The sequence below is a fragment of the Bacillus sp. JJ1773 genome (assembly GCF_036962035.1).
Classification (GTDB): domain Bacteria; phylum Bacillota; class Bacilli; order Bacillales; family Cytobacillaceae; genus Cytobacillus.
The window spans coordinates 101,024-118,395 of the sequence record NZ_JBALNX010000044.1 but is presented as its reverse complement, the minus strand read 5'-3'; the positions used below and the strand labels follow the sequence as shown (position 1 = coordinate 118,395).

Here is a 17,372-nt window from a genome sequence, read left to right as displayed (position 1 = left end):
TCCTGAGCCACCATTTAATTATTACTAAATGCGGGTGTAGTTTAGTGGTAAAACCACAGCCTTCCAAGCTGTTGATGAGGGTTCGATTCCCTTCACCCGCTCCAAAATATGGGCCTATAGCTCAGCTGGTTAGAGCGCACGCCTGATAAGCGTGAGGTCGATGGTTCGAGTCCATTTAGGCCCACCATTTTTATTTTATCTTTGTTCCGCAGTAGCTCAGTGGTAGAGCATTCGGCTGTTAACCGAACGGTCGTAGGTTCGAATCCTACCTGCGGAGCCATTATGGGGAAGTACTCAAGAGGCTGAAGAGGCGCCCCTGCTAAGGGTGTAGGTCGCGTAAGCGGCGCGAGGGTTCAAATCCCTCCTTCTCCGCCATTATAAGGCCCGTTGGTCAAGCGGTTAAGACACCGCCCTTTCACGGCGGTAACACGGGTTCGAATCCCGTACGGGTCATAAAAAAGGTTGTCAACCAATTGTGTTGGCAGCTTTTTTTTTACTTATTTATAGTTAATTATAGATCTGGATGTAAAAAGATACCATGGACTAAGATTCTATGGTATTTTTTGTATATAGGGCAAATACACAATTTAAGTGAGAGGAATAACATAGAAAAGCCATAAGGAGAAACAAAAAATGATTAAGTATATTATTTTTGATTTTGATGGAACGATTGCCAATTCTCAATATGCATTTGTTTCTGCCTGGAATCATCTAGCTGAAAAGCACCGATTTAAAAAACTAGAGCATGATAGGTTAGAGGATTTAAAAAAACTAACCATTAAAGAACGAAGTAAGTTGTTAAATTTTCCAATGTATAAATTGCCCATTGTGATGCCGGAATTCTACACAGCCTATCGCCAATCAATATTAGACGTGACCCTATTTGAAGGGATAAAGGAATTATTAAATGAATTAGAGAGTAGAGGTTACCATACGGCCATTATTTCTTCTAATTCAGAGGAAAATATTAGGCAGTTCTTAAATCGTAATGACGTTAAGGTAACTGATATTCTTTGTTCCAGTCGCATTTTTGGTAAGGATAAAATGATAAAAAAGTTCTTAAAATCTCACAATGTGCAGTCTTCCGAGGTTATTTATGTAGGAGATGAGCATCGGGATATCGTTGCCTGCAAGAAGTGTAATGTAAAAGTTATATGGGTTGGTTGGGGCTATGATGGCATAGAAGTGGTTCAATCTGAAAATCCTGATTATATGATTCAAACGCCAGATGAAATTCTGCAAATCATTTAGAATATCCCAATTTAATTCACCAAAAGATATCTTTAGTCATTCTTAAACGCTTGGAAAAATGCAATTCCAAGCGCTTTTTTTAATACTGGTCTTTTATGCTAGTCAAACCTTTCATCTTTTTCACGCAATTTCCTTCCAGGGTTATCAAGGTCAAATTCCGATGTTATGCCAGTGGACGGACCTCTAAACATTTCTCCAACTGCAATAATCTTTCCATCTGGCGGTCCAAATAGGGGGACCTTCACTTCATCTTTAGAAGCCTCTTTAATTAAAAACTCTTCTTCTTTATTACTCAATTTATATGTCTCCTTTAAATAAATAGTTTTGTGTAAGAAGCCGGAACCATCAACCCAGGCTGGTGCCAGAACCAGCTGTTATATGCAAGGCCCGGTCATCATCAATACTCACCCCCAACAAAAAGCTATTCAAGAGTCTTGTCCAAAAGTAAGTAAAGCTCTGAATTCACAGTGCTGCATGTTTTATTTTGTCAATCCAGGCAATAAATTATGTCGAAATTTCAAGATTACCTTTATATCTTGCTGTTAATTGGCAAATTGTTAAGTTTGTTGTCAAAAAGTTTAGAAAAACTTTACAAGGTCTTTTTCCAAATCACTCGAATATAATCATGGAAGCTATTGCAGTTAGAAGGAGAAGAGCGACATGAACACAGTTTTTCCAACAGACTATCAAATGCATTTATTTCATGAGGGTACCCTTTTTGAAAGTTATCGACTCTTTGGTGCACATATTATGAAAGAAGATGAAAAGGTAAAGACTCGGTTTTGTGTCTGGGCACCGAATGTGGAAATTGTCAGATTAGTTGGTGATTTTAATGATTGGAATGGAGAGGGGTACCACTTACATAGAGTAAATAATGAAGGAATTTGGATGACTCATATTGAGATGGATCTACAGGGGTGTTTATACAAATATGAAATGATTACAAAAGAAGGCAAGCGTTTTTTGAAATCGGACCCGTTTAGCTTTTATTCGGAAAAAAGACCGGATACAGCTTCCATTGTATACTCTCTTGATGGCTATCAGTGGAATGACGATCATTGGATGCAGAAAAGAGAAAAAAGAAATAGCCTATCGGAGCCAATGGCCATTTATGAAGTCCATTTAGGATCGTGGCGAAAGACAAAGGATGGCTGCTTCTTATCGTATAAAGAATTAGCCGCTGAATTAATTCCGTATATTGTGGAGCTTGGATTTACCCATATTGAATTGTTACCCCTTGTCGAGCACCCGCTCGACGAATCGTGGGGCTATCAGGGAACAGGCTATTATTCCGTCACAAGCCGCTATGGTACGCCACATGATTTTATGTATTTTATTGATCAATGCCATCAAAACGGCATCGGGGTTATTCTTGATTGGGTGCCTGGACATTTTTGCAAGGATGCTCATGGGCTATATAAGTTTGACGGAACAAATTTGTATGAATATGAAAATCCTTGGGACAGTGAAAATGCTGTTTGGGGTACTGCAAACTTTAATTTTGGAAAAAGTGAAGTACATAGCTTTCTCATTTCAAATGCGCTTTTCTGGATGGAAACCTATCACATTGATGGTTTTCGCCTTGATGCAGTATCTAATATTATTTATTGGCCGAATCGACATGAGGAAACGGAAAATCCATTGGGCATCCACTTTTTGCAAAAATTAAACAAGACCATTTATGAGCGAGATCCTGCATTCTTAATGATGGCTGAAGACTCGAGTGAATGGCCGCAAGTGACCTCACCCGTACATTACGGAGGACTAGGCTTCCAATACAAATGGAATATGGGCTGGATGAATGATGTCCTTAGCTATATGGAAACAACACCTGATTCTCGGTCGAATGTTCATGGAAAAATGACCTTTTCCTTGTTGTATGCCTTTAAAGAAAACTTTGTTCTACCCTTTTCTCATGATGAGGTAGTTCATGGGAAAAGGTCACTTCTAGATAAGATGCCGGGTGATTACTGGAGCAAGTTTGCCCAGCTGCGACTGTTGTTAGGCTATATGATTGCTCACCCTGGAAAAAAACTATTATTTATGGGGACAGAACTAGGGCAATTTTCAGAATGGAAGACTAATGAGCAGCTTGATTGGCATTTGCTTGAGTACGATATGCATATGAAATTAAATGGGTATGTAAAGGAATTGCTGAAGCTATATAAGCGTTCAAGGCCGTTTTTCGAGATGGATTTTCTTCAAGAGGGCTTTGAGTGGATTGATGTAAATAACCATCAGCAATCGATCTTTTCTTTTATCCGCAAAGGAAGAAGGGAAGGTGAGCATTTGATTGTCATCTGTAATTTTACAGAGCGTGTTTATGAAGATTATTGGGTAGGTGTTCCACAAAAGGGGTCATACAGGGAAATATTTAATGGTGATAAAGCGGAATTTGGTGGAGCTGGCTTTATAAATAAGAAGGTTTTAAAGACGGAAGATGAACCGTATCATGGGAAGCCATATTCGGTAAAAATGACGATAGCCCCCTTTGGCGTATCGATATTACGACCTGTTAAGCATCGAAAGGAGAGAAAAGGAAATGGTAAGGAAGAAGTGCGTAGCCATGTTATTGGCCGGAGGGAAAGGGAGCAGACTCCATTCGTTGACTGAAAACCTAGCTAAGCCTGCAGTGCCCTTTGGAGGGAAGTATCGGATTATTGATTTCACTTTGAGCAATTGTACAAATTCAGGCATTGATACAGTTGGGGTGCTGACGCAATATCAGCCACTTGTTTTGAATTCTTATATAGGAATCGGAAGTGCCTGGGACTTAGATCGAAGAAATGGCGGAGTTACGGTTCTCCCGCCTTACAGTGAATCATCTGAGGTCAAGTGGTATACGGGAACAGCGAGCGCCATTTATCAGAATATCAATTATTTAAAGCAACATAACCCAGAATACGTATTGGTTCTTTCAGGTGACCATATTTATAAAATGAATTATGAACTCATGCTTAATTACCATATTGAAAAAGGTGCCGATGCCACGATTTCAGTTATTGAAGTTCCTTGGGAAGAAGCAAGCCGATTCGGAATTATGAATACGAGTGATGAAATGGTGATTACCCAATTTGAGGAAAAACCGGATGTACCAAAAAATAATTTGGCTTCCATGGGTATATACATATTCAATTGGTCCCTTCTAAAGGAATATTTAGAGAGGGATGCAAAAGACTCTAATTCCAGCCATGACTTTGGCAAGGATATTATTCCGTTACTTTTAGCAGAAGAAAAGCAGTTATATGCTTACCCGTTTAAAGGCTATTGGAAGGATGTCGGAACAGTTAAAAGCCTTTGGGAGGCTAATATGGACTTATTAGATGAGACATGTGAATTAAATTTATTTGATTATAATTGGCGGATATACTCTGTTAACCCGAATCATCCGCCACAATATATTTCAACTGAGGCAAAAATTACAGGATCTCTTATTAACGAAGGCTGTACCATTGAGGGAAATATTGATAAGTCAGTTCTTTTCCAAGGGGTAACAGTCGGGCAAGGATCATTCATACGTGAAGCTGTGGTCATGCCTAATGCCAAAATTGGTAAAAACGTTATGATTGAAAAAGCCATTATTCCTTCCAATATCCATATACCTGATGGAATGATGATTAGCGGTTCAATGGAAAACGATGAGATTGTATTAGTTTCAGAAGAAATGCTTCAAAAATATGTTTCTTAAAAAACAGTTTTTTAGTACGGCTGGGGGAAAGTGGTTTTGATGACAAAATTTGTAGAGTGTGCAGCTATTGACTGTGGGAGGGAAAGATTGTGAAGAATCGTTTGCTTGGTGTAATTGATGCAACAACCTATCACGAAGAATTGGGGGAGCTGATGATTCATCGATCGCTTGGAGCGGTCCCCTTTGCCGGCAGGTACCGCCTTATCGACTTTATTCTTTCCAATATGGTGAATTCTGATATAGAAAGTGTAGCGATTTTCCCTAAATTTCAATATCGCTCATTAATGGATCATTTAGGTTCAGGGAAGAATTGGGACCTTAATAGAAAAAGAGATGGCCTTTTCTTTTTCCCATCACCAATGATTGAAGGATCCCAAAATGGAATTGGCTCCTTTAATCATTTTGCTGCAAACTTAGATTATTTTTACCGAAGTAATCAGGAATACGCACTTATCGCAAATTGCTTTACGGTCTTTAATATGGATTTTCGCCCTGTTCTAGACCTGCATATTCATGCGGGGTGTGATATAACGGAAATCCGCCAACAGGGGCGGTCCCTGGAAATGTACTTAGTAAAGACGTCTTTTCTAATAGAACTCATTAAGTCACGTGAACATACAGGATATACTTGCATGAACGATGTCGTCAATGATTTAAACCACTCTTACTTAATATGCAGCTATGAATATGATGGCTTTGCAGAAAAGATTGATTCTATTCAAACGTATTTTCAAGTAAGCATGGACCTTCTACAGCCGCATATTTGGAGAGAGCTGTTTCCTCAGGAGAACCCGATTTATACAAAGGTAAAGGATGAACCGCCTGCAAGATATTTCGAAGGGGCATCAGTACAGCATTCCATGATTGCTAATGGGTGCCAAATTATGGGGGATATCAAAAATAGTATTATCTCTCGCGGTGTTAAGATTGGAAAAGGCTCAGTTATTAAAAATTGCATTATTATGCAAAAAAGCCAGATAGGGGAAAATTGCCATTTGGATTCGGTTATTTTAGATAAAGATGTGAAAGTCGCATCTGGAACTGTTTTAGCTGGTTCAAGTCAATCTCCGTATGTCATTCAAAAAGGAACCGTGCAAGGAGCTCTGATGAATTCGTGAAAGTATTGTTTGTTGTATCCGAATGTGTTCCATTTGTAAAATCGGGAGGACTGGCTGACGTTGCTGGTTCTCTTCCTAAGGAAATCAAAAAGCTAGGCACAGATATCCGAGTTATCCTCCCAAAATACCAATCTATAAATGAAGAATATAAAGTTAAAATGAAAAAGACTGCAGAATTTTCCGTGCAGGTAGGGTGGAGAAATCAGTATTGCGGGATCGAAGAACTTCAATTCGAGGGGATCACCTATTATTTTATAGACAATGAATATTATTTTTTTCGGGAAAATTTATATGGATATTTTGACGATGGGGAGCGGTTTGCTTATTTTAATAGGGCAGTATTGGATTGTCTCGAGTTGATCGATTTCTTCCCGGACATTATACATTGTCATGATTGGCATACGGGGATGATTCCGTTTCTATTAAAAGCTCAGTATCAGGCGATAGAGAGGTATAAAGACATCCGCACGGTGTTTACTATTCATAACTTAAAGTTTCAAGGAATTATGCCACGTGAGGCTCTGCAGGATTTATTTGGACTGAGCAATCAATATTTTCATATCGATCATCTGGAATTCTACGGGCAAATTAGCTTTATGAAGGGTGCCATTGTTGCAGCAGATAAGATTACAACAGTGAGCCCCACATATATGCATGAGATTCAAATGGAGCACTACGGGGAAAGGCTGCATGGATTGTTAAAGAAGAGGATGGATGATTTTGAAGGGATCATAAATGGGATAGATGCAGCCCTCTATGATCCGAAGAATGATCCCTGCCTATTGGAGAGATATAATCCTGAGGCAATTGAAAGGAAACAGGTTAATAAAAGATATATTCAGGAGAAATTTGGGCTTCCAAGTCATATGAATACCCCTTTAGTTGCGATGATTACGAGATTAACAGAGCAAAAGGGAATTGATCTTGTTCGCTGTGTTTTCCAGGAGCTCATGTCGGAGGATATCCAAATGATTATACTGGGAACAGGTGATATTCAGTTTGAGCAATTTTTCCGAGAGATGGAATGGGCTTATCCAGAAAAATGCAGAGCTTATATTGGCTTTGATGAGGAACTGGCACACCAGCTGTACGCTGGAGCTGATCTCTTTCTAATGCCATCAAAATTTGAGCCGTGTGGCCTTGGGCAAATGATCGCAATGAAATATGGCGCTATTCCTGTTGTTAGAGAAACAGGTGGATTAAATGATACAGTTCAGTCTTATAATGAACTTACTGGTGAAGGAACCGGCTTTACATTTGGCCATTTTAATGCCCATGACATGCTGTTTACCGTGCAAAAGGCACTCCGCTTTTATCGGGATGAATTGTACTGGAGAAACATTGTCAGAAATGCCATGACAGCGGATTTTAGTTGGGCTCAGTCTGCTGAAAAATACAATGGTCTATATTCCGAAATCATCTCTAGGAGTGAAAGTCATGTTTTCTAATAAGGAAGAGTTCAAAGAGTCTTTCTTAAAAAGGCTGGAAATGATATGTGGAAAAAGCTTTGGAGAAAGCACGAAAAGGGACCATTACTTTACAATAGGGAATATGATTAGGGAATATGTCAGCACTAGCTGGATCAACACGAATGAACGTTATCGAAGTAATAGAGGCAAGCAAGTTTACTATATTTCCATCGAGTTCTTGCTTGGCCGGCTGCTCCATCATAATTTGCTTAACTTAGGGCTAGAGGATGTTGTGAAGGCTGGATTAAAGGATTTAGGGATAGATTTATATGAATTGGATGAGATAGAGGCTGATGCAGGATTAGGGAACGGAGGGCTTGGGAGACTAGCTGCCTGTTTCATGGACTCTCTAGCCTCGTTAAATTTGCCGGGGCATGGCTGCGGGATCCGCTATAAGCACGGTTTATTTGAGCAGAAGATTGTTGATGGCTATCAAATTGAGCTGCCAGAGCAATGGTTGCGGCATGGGCATGTGTGGGAGGTTAGGAGAGCGGATTTAGCAATTGAGGTTCCTTTTTGGGGGAGTGTTGAAGCTAGGGAAGAAAATGGTCGGCTCGTATTTCGGCACGAGAAAGCGGAACTGATTTCGGCTGTCCCTTATGATTTGCCAATTGTCGGTTACAAGACGGAAACGGTAAATACCCTCAGACTCTGGAATGCGGAACCCTCGCCCTACCCTATTCATAAGGATATTATGAAATATAAACGGGAAACAGAGTCCGTTTCTGAATTTCTATATCCGGACGATACACATGATGAGGGAAAAATACTTCGGTTAAAACAGCAATATTTTCTTGTTTCAGCAAGCATTAGGTCGATTATTCGCTCCTATAAAAAGCACCATGAGACTTTACATGATTTTCACGAATATGTAAGTATTCATATTAACGATACACACCCTGTCCTAGCTATCCCAGAGTTAATGCGAATATTAATCGATGAAGAGTGCATGGGATGGGATGAGGCTTGGTATATTACCGTGAACACGATTTCGTATACGAATCATACAACATTGTCAGAAGCGCTGGAAAAATGGGCAGTCCGTTTATTTCAGCCTCTGCTGCCGCGGATTTATATGATAGTAGAAGAAATCAACGAGCGGTTTTGCCAACAGCTTTGGGATTTGTATCCTGGTGAATGGGAACATATCGAAAGTATGGCAATAATCGCCCATGAAGAAGTGAGGATGGCTCACCTCGCCCTTGTCGGAAGCTATAGCGTAAATGGGGTAGCTGCCCTTCATACTGAAATTTTGAAGAAAAGGGAAATGAGCTCTTATTATCACGTATTCCCTGAAAAATTTAATAATAAAACAAATGGCATTACTCATAGAAGATGGCTGTTAAAAGCCAATCCCCTTCTCTCTGGGCTTATTACGGATGGAATTGGAAGTGAATGGGTTCGAGAACCAGCCCAACTTAGTCAATTAAACAAATTTGAAGAAGACAAAGCTTTTCTTCAAAACTTATCCCGCATTAAACAGCAAAATAAGGAAAGGCTCGCTAGAAGAATTAACAATCAGACCGGCATTGTGGTAGATCCCTCCTCTATATTTGATATTCAGGTAAAACGCCTCCATGCTTATAAAAGGCAGTTACTCAATATTTTGCATGTCATGTATTTATATAATCAGCTAAAAGAGGATTCAAGCTTCAATATGCACCCGCGTACTTTTATCTTTGGAGCCAAAGCCTCTCCCGGATACTATTATGCAAAGAAAATTATTAAGCTCATCAATACAGTCGCGGATAAAGTCAACCGTGATGCCAGGACTAATGAAAAGTTAAAGGTCATTTTCCTCGAAAATTATCGTGTCTCTATAGCTGAAGAGGTTTTTCCAGCGGCAGATGTAAGCGAGCAAATTTCTACTGCCAGTAAGGAGGCTTCTGGTACTGGAAACATGAAATTTATGATGAATGGCGCTCTAACGGTAGGGACTCTGGACGGGGCAAATGTTGAAATAATGGAAAAGGCAGGTCCGGAAAATATCTTTATTTTTGGCCTTACTGCTGACAAAGTTCTTCAATATTATCAGCATGGCGGTTACAATTCAATGGATTACTATCATCATGACAAAAGAATTCGTCAAGTAGCCGATCAATTAATTAATGGTTTTTTCCCGGAAGCTGATGATGAATTTGAACCGATTTTTGATTCATTACTTACGGAAAATGATCAATATTTTGTACTGAGGGATTTTGATTCTTATGTGAATATTCAGAGGCAGGCAGGAATAGCATATGAAGATCAAAGTAAATGGCTGAAAATGAGCTTGAGAAATATTGCTGCTTCTGGTTATTTTTCCAGCGACCGCACAATTCGTGAGTATGCTGAAGAGATATGGAGGATTCAGTCTATTTAGGATGTTGAAAGTATGAAAGGGTGCAATTTGCACCCTTCTCACTAAGCTGTGTGAGCGTTCCATGAACTAAATTGGTAGAGGATTTTGAAAAAACCTAACATAGAAGGGCCCAATGTAAGCGTTTTGAAGGGGATTTTGTCAAAACCCTAACATTGGACGGTCCAATGTAAGCATTTTGAAGGAAATCTCATCAAAACCCTAACATAGTAAGGCCTAATGTAAGCATTTTGGAGAAAGCCCCGTCAAAACCATCTTTAAAGGGGCAGCCTACTGCTATTGTAATAAATCCTCCAAATGTTTCTGCCAATTTGGATTTTTATCTACAATAATTAAGACTGCCCCTTTCATAAATTATTCTTCTTCTTCCTCTTCTACATAACCATCTGTATATCGATAGTGTAAATCGCCAAACTGTGTATCGGTGCCGACTTCATCAAGCATGGCTTCGTATTCTTCATGCTTTTTCGAAGGATAAATGATTCTATCTGTCCCTTCAATGTTATTAGCAATAAAGGTTTCATAATCCTCCGTAAAGCCTTCATCATCATGCCCTTCGTTATAAAGGGAATTATAATCTTCATAATCGCCTCTAAGGTCGGATGGGGTTTCAGATGTACCGTAACGGGCAACCTCTTGGAAGCTGTCTTCATTATCAACAACCTCTCTAAACTGGTGATGCTGAAATGTATTTCCATGTGCTGGCTCCAGTACATCCTCTTCCACTGGGCGGTCACCTGGTACAATTTGTTCAGGGCTATGATCCTTACAGTATAATGTATAAGGGACAACCTCTAGTCTTTCGAATGGGATGTCCTCGCCACATACTGTACATTTCCCATAAGAACCTGTATGGATTGCCTCCAACGCGGCATTTACTTTATTTAACTGGGAATCATGATGCTCCTCAAGGGCAAAATCCTTTGTTCTGTCATATAATTCAGTCCCCATGTCTGCAGGGTGATTATCATAAGCAGATAACTCGCCAACTGTTTCTCTTGCATTTACGCCTTCTAGACTGCCTTCCTTATTTCCATGAAGCTGTGATTCTAAAGATGTTTTCTCCTCTTCTAATTGACGCATTAATTGGTTGAGTTGTTCAGACGATAACAAAACAATATCACATCCTCATCAAATTCGATTCGAGCTAATTTAAAACAGCAAGCAGTTGACAATCATATGTGTTTAGTATGAGCTTTACCTTAAAAAATAATTACTGAAATGCTGAAGCCCTATAGTGAACCTTCCCTTTTTAAACATGAAAAAAACCCTTGTCATGTACAAGGGTTAAAGTATTTCTTATAAAAAATAACCAATAAATAAACCGATTGATAATAAAAATCCAAAAATCGTATTCGTTTGAGCAGTTGCCTTCATTGCAGGCATCATTTGAATAGGAATTGTTTTTCCAATAAAACCTTTCGTTGCTTTAATCGCTTTCGGAGCGCTTAGAACAACAATCGCTAACCAAGGTGAAATAATATTCATGGCAATAAGAATGAAAACCCATGCATAAGAAATAATAAACATACTAGCAAGCAATTGAATGGCGCCTATTCTTCCTAATAAAATCGCCAGCGTTTTTCTGCCAAACTCTTTATCGCCGTCCAAATCACGTATATTATTAGATAACATAATAGCACCGACAAGAATCAATATAGGGATCGACACTAAAATACTTGTTTCCGTTACTGTTCCAGTTTGAATAAAGAACGAAATGAGAATAATCAGCATGCCCATGAAAAATCCAGCAGCAATTTCACCAAATGGCGTGTACGCAATTGGAAATGGTCCTCCGGTGTAAAGATAGCCTACTAACATACAAATGATTCCGATCAAAGCTAACCACCAGCTGCTGTTCATACAAATGTATACTCCAATTAAGATCGAAACACCGTATAAACCAAGGGCCAGCTTAAGAACTGTCTTTGGATGTATGCCATCACGTACAATAGCTCCACCAATCCCAACAGATTCTTCATTATCGAGCCCTCTTTTAAAATCGTAATATTCATTAAACATATTCGTTGCAGCTTGTATCAGCAAGCTTGCAATCAACATAGCAAAAAATAATCCAAAATGAATGCTTGTATCCTGAAGAGCTAAGGCCGTTCCAAGTAGTACTGGTACAAAAGCAGCGGTAAGAGTATGAGGTCTTGTCAGCTGCCACCAAACCCTCCAATCCCTAGAGTTGGTAGGCGGAATACTTGTATGCATTTGTGTTTGCATAAAACTCTCCCCTTGTCATCAATATAATCTATAATATCAAACCTATTTATTATAAAGGATAGGATGTCTTCTGTCAAAACTGACCGTAATAAAGGCTTTCCATCATCAGTCTAAGCGGGAAAAAAGTAAGTGTCAATGGTACAAATTGAAAGCCGATAAAGATGAATTTTTCTTCTTTTCATTAAATTAGAAAAACCAGTCCTGAACATGACTATAATTGACATATGAATGAGAATAAGTGTATGTTAAAATAAGTTTAAATGAAGGAATAACGGTTAATAGGTATTGTTGGAGGGATTTTTTTGGTTACCATAACAGAAACGGAACTAAAAGACGGGATCCTTGAAGCGATAGATAGGGCAAAGGCCTTATCTAAACCAGTTTTAGTAAGTGAAGTTCAGCAGATTAATCCTATAGATCCTCTTACTTTTTTCACGGCAGGCCGTGAAGCTTTTTTAGGTGAACGTTTTTTTTGGAAAGATCCATCAGATGAAACGTTCATTATTGGGATGGGAAGATGCAATCAAATTCAATCGGATCAGGCAGCTGGCCGTTTTTTTCATGTTGAAAAAGAGTGGAAGCGCTTTATTCAAGATGCCGTTATTTATAACCGGTTTGAAATAGATGGAATAGGTCCTCTTATGTTTGGCGGTTTTTCCTTTGATCCTATTAAAGAGAAATCAAAACTCTGGGAGAAATTTTCGGATTCATTGTTTCATATACCGACCTTTATGTACAGTGAAATAAAAGGAAAGGCCTATTTAACAACGAATGTGCTTTGTACACAAAATGATGATGAGTCTCTTATTGATGTTATTCACTTAGAGAGGCAGGCACTTTTCACTTCCCTATTAGACATTCGAAATGATGAAAGCCATCAATTAAATAAAGAGTTAGAAATGAATCCTGAAAAATGGAAGGAACAGGTCCGTTCCATTGTGAATGAATTAAAGCAAGGTTCAATAGAAAAGGTCGTCTTGGCGAGGGAAACAAGATTATTTTTTGACAAACATGTTCAAGTGGAACAAGTACTTTCACAACTATTGAATCTTCAAAGAGAGAGCTTTATTTTTGCATTTGAATCAAATGGTGATTGTTTTATTGGGGCTTCTCCAGAACGGCTTATCAAAAAGAGCGGAAAAAGCCTTTTTACGACATGTCTTGCTGGATCAATTGCAAGAGGCAAGTCGGAGAAGGAAGATAATCAGCTTGGTGAAGAATTATTAAATGACCGTAAGAACTTAATTGAGCATCAATATGTTGTGCAAATGATTAAAGAGGCGATGGTAGAATCTTGTGAGGAAGTATTATTGCCTGAAAAAACGCAGCTTCTAAAAACGAGAGACATTCAGCATCTTTATACGCCTGTCATTGGAAAGGCGAAGGAAGATACCTCATTACTCAATTTAGTTGATCGCCTGCATCCAACTCCTGCTTTAGGAGGACTGCCAAAGCAAGCAGCAGTAGAGAAAATCAGAGAAGTAGAAGATTTGGACAGGGGTTTTTACGGTGCACCGCTAGGTTGGCTTGACTATAAAGGGAATGGCGAATTTGCTGTTTCTATTCGTTCCGGCCTTATCCAAAAGGATGAAGCTTCAATCTTTGCTGGCTGTGGTGTTGTGAAGGATTCGAATCCAGAGAGCGAGTATATCGAAACGAAGATTAAATTTAGACCAATGCTAAGAGCATTAGGAGGTATAAATAAATGAATCATCAAGAAGCACTAACCTCTTATATTGCTGCATTCGTGACTGAGCTAGTAAATAATGGGGTAGAGGATGTTGTCGTAAGTCCTGGTTCTAGATCTACCCCAATGGCAATGGTCATCCTTGAGCATCCTGAACTTCGTGTACATATACATGTAGACGAACGTTCGGCTGCCTTTTTTGCTTTAGGGATTGCTAAAGCTTCGAAAAGGCCTGTGGCGATTTTATGTACTTCAGGCACAGCCGCAGCTAACTATTTTCCTGCTATTGTGGAAGCGAATGTATCGAGGGTGCCTTTAATTGTTCTAACGGCTGATAGACCGCATGAATTAAGAGATGTTGGCGCGCCACAGGCGATCGATCAAATTCATTTGTACGGAAAACATGTAAAATGGTTTGTAGAAATGGCACCTCCTGAAAATACTGTAGAGATGATTAGATATGCACGTACAGTATGTGCAAGAGCAGCTTCTACTGCTCTGCAGTCTCCACCAGGGCCTGTCCATTTGAATTTCCCATTTAGGGAGCCGCTAATTCCACGATTGGACAGGGAAGACTTGTTCGAGGTAACGGAAAGAGCTGGGGGATATGTCGGGATTCAGCCAAGTGAATGGACATTATCGAATGAACAATTTAAAGAGTTGGGTGAAAGCATCCAGTCATATAAAAGAGGGATCATCGTTTGCGGTCCAATTGAGACAGAGGGGTTTAAGGCTGCCGTTATTAATCTTGCTGAAAAGCTTCAGTTCCCCATACTAGCAGACCCGCTTTCCCAGCTAAGAAGCGGAACGCATAGTGGAGCACAAATTATTGATACATATGATACGATTTTGAAAAACGATAAAGCAAAGCGTGAACTAAAGCCTGATGTCATTATTCGTTTTGGGGCTTTGCCTGTTTCTAAGCCATTAACCATATTCTTAAAAGAGAATCATGATGTACCCCAATTCGTTATTGATGGCGGTGCAGGATGGCGGGATCCGGGGATGGTATCCTCTGAAATGATTTATTGCCAGGAAACGAGGTTTTGCCAAGCTATTCTACCATTTATTAAGGATGTGAAGGAAGAGAGTTTCCTTGAGAAGTGGGAGAAGGTCAATCAGCTTACCCGCAGCTGCCTAGCAAAAATAGAAGAAGTAACTGAATTAAGCGAAGGGAAGTTATTTTATCAGCTTGCCAATATGCTTCCTGAAGGAGCCGTATTATTTGTCGGCAATAGCATGCCTATAAGGGATTTAGATACTTTCTTCCATCTTAATGATAAGTCGATAAGGATAATGGCTAACCGTGGGGCAAACGGTATAGATGGAGTAATTTCTACTGCTCTTGGAGCAGGGACATGTCTGCAACCGCTATATTTAGTCCTAGGTGATTTAACTTTTTTCCACGATATGAATGGATTAATTGCCGCTAAACAATATGGAATTGATATTAATATTCTTTTAATCAATAATAATGGCGGAGGAATATTCTCTTTTCTGCCGCAAGCCAGTCACCCGAAAAACTTTGAAAAGCTATTTGGAACCCCACTAGATTTGAAGTTTCAATATGCTGTAGAAATGTACGGAGGGCAATATGATTTAATTTCAGATTGGGAGCATTTTTCTTCTGTTATGAATCAAAATAAAGATAGATCTGGATTAAAGGTAATGGAAATTACAACAAACCGGGAGAAAAATATTAGTGAGCATCGAGAGCTATGGGATGAGGTTTCCCGGGAAATAAGTCGATTCCTGGAGGTCGAATGCTGATGGATTTTGTTATCAACGGCATTCAATATCATATTGATAGGTGGGGCCCCTTAGAGGGGACCCCTTTACTATTGCTTCACGGCTTTACTGGAAGTGGTGCTTCATGGATTAGATTCAAGCCTTATTGGCAAAATTATCATGTCATTGCTGTTGATATTATTGGTCATGGCAAATCGGATTCTCCTACTGATGTATCAAAATATGATATTGAGGCAGTGGCGGAGGATTTACATACTATTTTGCAGAGGCTAGGAATTGGACAAACTAATTTATTAGGCTATTCCATGGGTGGAAGATTAGCTCTGACGTTTGCTCTACAATATCCTCAAACGGTTAGAAAGCTCATTCTAGAGAGCTCAACACCTGGACTAAAATCAGAAGATGAAAGGGAAGCAAGGCGCCTTCAGGACGAGAAGCTTGCCAGTCGAATTCAAGAACAGGGGATTGAGGATTTTGTGGATTACTGGGAGAATATCCCCCTTTTTCAAAGCCAGAAAGGACTCTCAGAGGATATTCGGCAACATATTAGAACAGAGCGATTAAGTAACTCAGCAGTAGGTTTGTCTAATAGTCTTAGAGGAATGGGCTCAGGCGCTCAAACTTCGTGGTGGGAGAGGCTTCATGAGATTTCTTTTCCTGTACTTTTAATAACAGGTGATATGGACAGTAAATTTTGTCAAATAGCAAAAGAAATGCATAAGGAATTAAAAAATGGAACTTGGATTTCCATTGATAAAAGTGGACATGCAATTCATGTGGAGAAACCAGAATTATTTGGTACAATAGTAAATGAATTCTTATCGTATGAAAAGGATCCAAATAGCAATCCTTTTTGATACGTTTGAAGAGAAATCAGTGCTAGCTATTAGCGCTGAATTAAGATATTTGTTAATTACATAAAAGGAGGATTCCGTCATGTCAGCAGTAGAATGGATTGCCGGACGCAAGTATGAAGAAATTATTTATGAAACATACAACGGAATAGCAAAGATCACGATTAACCGTCCAGAAAAACATAATGCTTTCACGCCAAGAACAGTATCCGAGCTAATTGATGCTTTCGCTTATGCACGTGATGATGCAAATGTTGGGGTTATCGTCCTAACTGGTGCAGGAGATAAAGCTTTCTGTTCAGGTGGAGATCAGTCTGTACGCGGTCATGGAGGCTATGTTGGGGACGATCAAATCCCGCGCTTGAACGTTCTTGATTTACAGCGTTTAATTCGTGTCATTCCAAAACCAGTTGTTGCTATGGTTAAAGGGTATGCGATCGGTGGGGGACATGTTCTCCATATCGTTTGTGATTTAACCATTGCTGCAGATAATGCCGTCTTTGGACAAACTGGTCCGAAAGTTGGAAGCTTTGATGCTGGGTATGGCTCAGGCTATTTAGCAAGAATTGTCGGTCATAAAAAGGCACGCGAAATTTGGTATCTATGCCGCCAGTATAATGCTCAAGAAGCTTTAGACATGGGGCTTGTTAATACAGTCGTTCCGCTTGATCAAGTGGAAGAGGAAACAATTAAGTGGTGCGAAGAAATGCTTGATAAGAGCCCAACTGCACTTCGTTTCCTTAAAGCTGCGTTTAATGCGGATACAGACGGTCTTGCTGGTATTCAGCAATTTGCTGGTGACGCAACATTGCTTTATTATACAACAGATGAAGCAAAAGAAGGCCGCGATGCCTTTAAGGAAAAGCGCAAGCCTGATTTTGGCCAATTCCCTCGTTTTCCTTGATTTAGAAGAAAAGCGGAGGCGCCTGCTTAAGGAACGCAGACTAAGAACGCCACGTCCTGTGGCA

At 39.6% G+C, this 17,372-nt stretch carries 13 protein-coding genes and 5 tRNA genes; 15 read left to right on the top strand and 3 right to left on the bottom strand.

The window, feature by feature from the left end; translation table 11 throughout:
- Positions 1-30 precede the first annotated feature (30 nt).
- From V7127_RS13365 to V7127_RS13340, 6 genes are all read left to right on the top strand, one after another.
- A tRNA-Gly gene (locus V7127_RS13365) sits at positions 31-104 on the top strand.
- A 6-nt stretch (positions 105-110) separates the two neighbouring features.
- Positions 111-187: transfer RNA gene (locus tag V7127_RS13360), tRNA-Ile, on the top strand.
- Positions 188-205: 18 nt separating this feature from the next.
- Positions 206-280, top strand: a tRNA-Asn gene (locus V7127_RS13355).
- A gap of 4 nt (positions 281-284) precedes the next feature.
- Positions 285-375 (top strand) — tRNA-Ser (locus V7127_RS13350).
- Positions 376-381: 6 nt separating this feature from the next.
- Positions 382-453, top strand: a tRNA-Glu gene (locus V7127_RS13345).
- Positions 454-633: 180 nt separating this feature from the next.
- Positions 634-1,251 carry an HAD-IA family hydrolase gene (locus tag V7127_RS13340; RefSeq protein ID WP_335486762.1) on the top strand — a complete coding sequence of 206 codons (618 nt, stop codon included), beginning with the start codon at positions 634-636 and terminating at the stop codon, positions 1,249-1,251.
- Between the two features lie 98 nt (positions 1,252-1,349).
- Here V7127_RS13340 and V7127_RS13335 read toward each other — a convergent pair whose 3' ends face one another.
- Positions 1,350-1,547: a hypothetical protein gene (locus tag V7127_RS13335; protein ID WP_335345258.1), complete on the bottom strand. Its 198-nt coding sequence runs from the start codon at positions 1,545-1,547 to the stop codon at positions 1,350-1,352.
- Positions 1,548-1,911: 364 nt separating this feature from the next.
- On the opposite strand from V7127_RS13335, the gene glgB reads away from it, so the two are divergent.
- The 5 genes from glgB to V7127_RS13310 all read left to right on the top strand — a co-directional run bounded on the left by glgB (position 1,912) and on the right by V7127_RS13310 (position 9,888).
- Entirely contained in the window at positions 1,912-3,864 is a 1,953-nt protein-coding gene (glgB, locus tag V7127_RS13330; RefSeq protein WP_335345257.1) for a 1,4-alpha-glucan branching protein GlgB, read from the top strand.
- Positions 3,794-4,939 (top strand): glucose-1-phosphate adenylyltransferase, encoded by a 1,146-nt coding sequence (locus tag V7127_RS13325; protein ID WP_335486759.1) that lies wholly within the window; start codon positions 3,794-3,796, stop codon positions 4,937-4,939. The genes glgB and V7127_RS13325 overlap by 71 nt, the downstream gene beginning before the upstream one ends.
- 89 nt (positions 4,940-5,028) lie before the next feature.
- Complete coding sequence (locus V7127_RS13320) at positions 5,029-6,057, top strand: sugar phosphate nucleotidyltransferase (protein WP_335486756.1); 1,029 nt, start codon at positions 5,029-5,031, stop codon at positions 6,055-6,057.
- Positions 6,054-7,505: a glycogen synthase GlgA gene (gene glgA, locus V7127_RS13315; protein WP_335486753.1), complete on the top strand. Its 1,452-nt coding sequence runs from the start codon at positions 6,054-6,056 to the stop codon at positions 7,503-7,505. The genes V7127_RS13320 and glgA overlap by 4 nt, the downstream gene beginning before the upstream one ends.
- On the top strand, positions 7,495-9,888 hold the full coding sequence (locus tag V7127_RS13310) for a glycogen/starch/alpha-glucan phosphorylase (RefSeq protein WP_335486750.1): 2,394 nt from the start codon (positions 7,495-7,497) through the stop codon (positions 9,886-9,888). The genes glgA and V7127_RS13310 overlap by 11 nt, the downstream gene beginning before the upstream one ends.
- A gap of 351 nt (positions 9,889-10,239) precedes the next feature.
- Here the strand turns inward: V7127_RS13310 and V7127_RS13305 are convergent, their stop codons facing one another.
- A complete protein-coding gene (locus V7127_RS13305) occupies positions 10,240-10,998 on the bottom strand; it encodes a TraR/DksA C4-type zinc finger protein (RefSeq protein WP_335345252.1) in 759 nt (252 codons plus the stop codon).
- 186 nt (positions 10,999-11,184) lie between these two features.
- Complete coding sequence (locus tag V7127_RS13300) at positions 11,185-12,114, bottom strand: 1,4-dihydroxy-2-naphthoate polyprenyltransferase (RefSeq protein WP_335345251.1); 930 nt, start codon at positions 12,112-12,114, stop codon at positions 11,185-11,187.
- Between the two features lie 302 nt (positions 12,115-12,416).
- Here V7127_RS13300 and V7127_RS13295 point away from each other — a divergent pair, with 302 nt between their 5' ends.
- The 4 genes from V7127_RS13295 (at position 12,417) to menB (ending at position 17,308) form a co-directional block, all read left to right on the top strand.
- Positions 12,417-13,823, top strand: coding sequence for an isochorismate synthase (locus tag V7127_RS13295; protein WP_335486747.1), 1,407 nt, complete (start codon positions 12,417-12,419; stop codon positions 13,821-13,823).
- Complete coding sequence (menD, locus tag V7127_RS13290; protein ID WP_335486744.1) at positions 13,820-15,571, top strand: 2-succinyl-5-enolpyruvyl-6-hydroxy-3-cyclohexene-1-carboxylic-acid synthase; 1,752 nt, start codon at positions 13,820-13,822, stop codon at positions 15,569-15,571. The genes V7127_RS13295 and menD overlap by 4 nt, the downstream gene beginning before the upstream one ends.
- Positions 15,571-16,407: a 2-succinyl-6-hydroxy-2,4-cyclohexadiene-1-carboxylate synthase gene (menH, locus tag V7127_RS13285; RefSeq protein ID WP_335486741.1), complete on the top strand. Its 837-nt coding sequence runs from the start codon at positions 15,571-15,573 to the stop codon at positions 16,405-16,407. The genes menD and menH overlap by 1 nt, the downstream gene beginning before the upstream one ends.
- Positions 16,408-16,486: 79 nt before the next feature.
- A complete protein-coding gene (gene menB / locus V7127_RS13280) occupies positions 16,487-17,308 on the top strand; it encodes a 1,4-dihydroxy-2-naphthoyl-CoA synthase (RefSeq protein ID WP_335345247.1) in 822 nt (273 codons plus the stop codon).
- Positions 17,309-17,372 lie beyond the last annotated feature (64 nt).

Bases quoted from the DNA above. Each gene is read 5' to 3' on its own strand.
- menD (WP_335486744.1), top strand. From the start codon at position 13,820: ATGAATCATCAAGAAGCACTAACCTCTTATATTGCTGCATTCGTGACT.
- V7127_RS13300 (WP_335345251.1), bottom strand. From the start codon at position 12,114: ATGCAAACACAAATGCATACAAGTATTCCGCCTACCAACTCTAGGGAT.
- V7127_RS13310 (WP_335486750.1), top strand. From the start codon at position 7,495: ATGTTTTCTAATAAGGAAGAGTTCAAAGAGTCTTTCTTAAAAAGGCTG.
- V7127_RS13325 (WP_335486759.1), top strand. From the start codon at position 3,794: ATGGTAAGGAAGAAGTGCGTAGCCATGTTATTGGCCGGAGGGAAAGGG.
- menH (WP_335486741.1), top strand. From the start codon at position 15,571: ATGGATTTTGTTATCAACGGCATTCAATATCATATTGATAGGTGGGGC.
- V7127_RS13340 (WP_335486762.1), top strand. From the start codon at position 634: ATGATTAAGTATATTATTTTTGATTTTGATGGAACGATTGCCAATTCT.
- menB (WP_335345247.1), top strand. From the start codon at position 16,487: ATGTCAGCAGTAGAATGGATTGCCGGACGCAAGTATGAAGAAATTATT.
- glgB (WP_335345257.1), top strand. From the start codon at position 1,912: ATGAACACAGTTTTTCCAACAGACTATCAAATGCATTTATTTCATGAG.